A 1,262-nucleotide genomic window follows, 5' to 3' on the forward strand; every position below is an offset into this window, starting at 1 on the left:
CTAACGCCAATTTTGAGATGACCGGGATCCTGTTAGGGCAAGAAGTCCGTAAACGTAAAACTCCTCAGGAGAAGATCGCCATTATCCAGCAGACGATGGAGCCGGGCATGAATGTCTCCCATGTCGCCCGCCTGCATGGCATCCAGCCCAGCCTGCTGTTTAAGTGGAAGAAGCAATATCAGGAAGGCAGCCTCACCGCCGTTGCGGCCGGGGAAGAAGTTGTTCCAGCTTCTGAGCTTACTGCTGCTCTGAAGCAGGTCCGGGAGCTTCAGCGCCTGCTGGGCAAGAAGACGATGGAAGTTGAGATCCTGAAAGAAGCCGTGGAGTACGCTCAGTCGCGAAAATGGATAGCGCACGCGCCCTTGTTGCCAAAGGACGGGGAATAGCCCTGGTCAGCCGCACCATGGGCGTGTCGCGTGCGCAGCTGTCACTGCGAATTAACCGTTCTGCCGACTGGCAGGACAGGCGCTGTAACCGGCGTGATGACGAAGCAGACGCTGAAATACTGTCAGAGATCCTCGATATCATCAGCGATATGCCCAGTTACGGCTATCGCCGTGTGTGGGGCATCCTGCGTACGCAACGTCGTACAGAGGGACTGCCCCCCGTGAACGCCAAACGGCTTTACCGGCTTATGAGCGAGCATAATCTGCTGTTACTGCATGACAAACCAGAGCGGTCGAAGCGTGAACATAAGGGCAAAATCGCGGTGGCAGAAAGCGATATGCGCTGGTGTTCAGATGGCTTCGAGTTCGGCTGCGACAACGGTGAGAAGCTGCGGGTCACGTTCGCGCTGGACTGCTGCGACAGAGAAGCCATAGACTGGGCAGCGAGCACAGGAGGCTACGACAGTTCGACGGTGCAGGATGTGATGCTGAGGTCGGTGGAAAAGCGCTTCGGCGACGGGCTGCCGACCACACCGGTTCAATGGCTGACGGATAACGGTTCAGCATATACCGCGCATGAAACGCGGAGGTTCGCCAGAGAGCTGAATCTGGAGCCGTGTACAACAGCGGTGAGCAGCCCGCAGAGCAATGGCATGGCCGAACGGTTCGTGAAGACGATGAAGGAAGACTATATCGCGTTCATGGCAAAACCAGATGTGAGAACAGCCCTGCGAAACCTTGCAGCAGCGTTCACACATTACAATGAAAACCACCCGCACAGCGCGCTGGGATATCACTCCCCGAGGGAATATCGGCGGCAGCGGACATCGTTAACTTAAGATACAAAAGCTGTCCGGAGATGGCGGGTCAAGATCA

The 1,262-nt window shown here is 56.5% G+C and carries 1 protein-coding gene; it reads left to right on the forward strand.

Annotated elements, in window-relative coordinates; all coding sequences use genetic code 11:
* Positions 1 to 17: 17 nt before the first annotated feature.
* A protein-coding gene (locus tag ACSVHP_RS22945) for an IS3 family transposase (RefSeq protein WP_088569505.1) occupies positions 18 to 1,225 on the forward strand; the annotation gives its coding sequence in 2 pieces (ribosomal slippage) (positions 18 to 339 and positions 339 to 1,225; 1,209 coding nt in all).
* Positions 1,226 to 1,262 lie beyond the last annotated feature (37 nt).

This window comes from Enterobacter sp. 186315, from assembly GCF_053290175.1.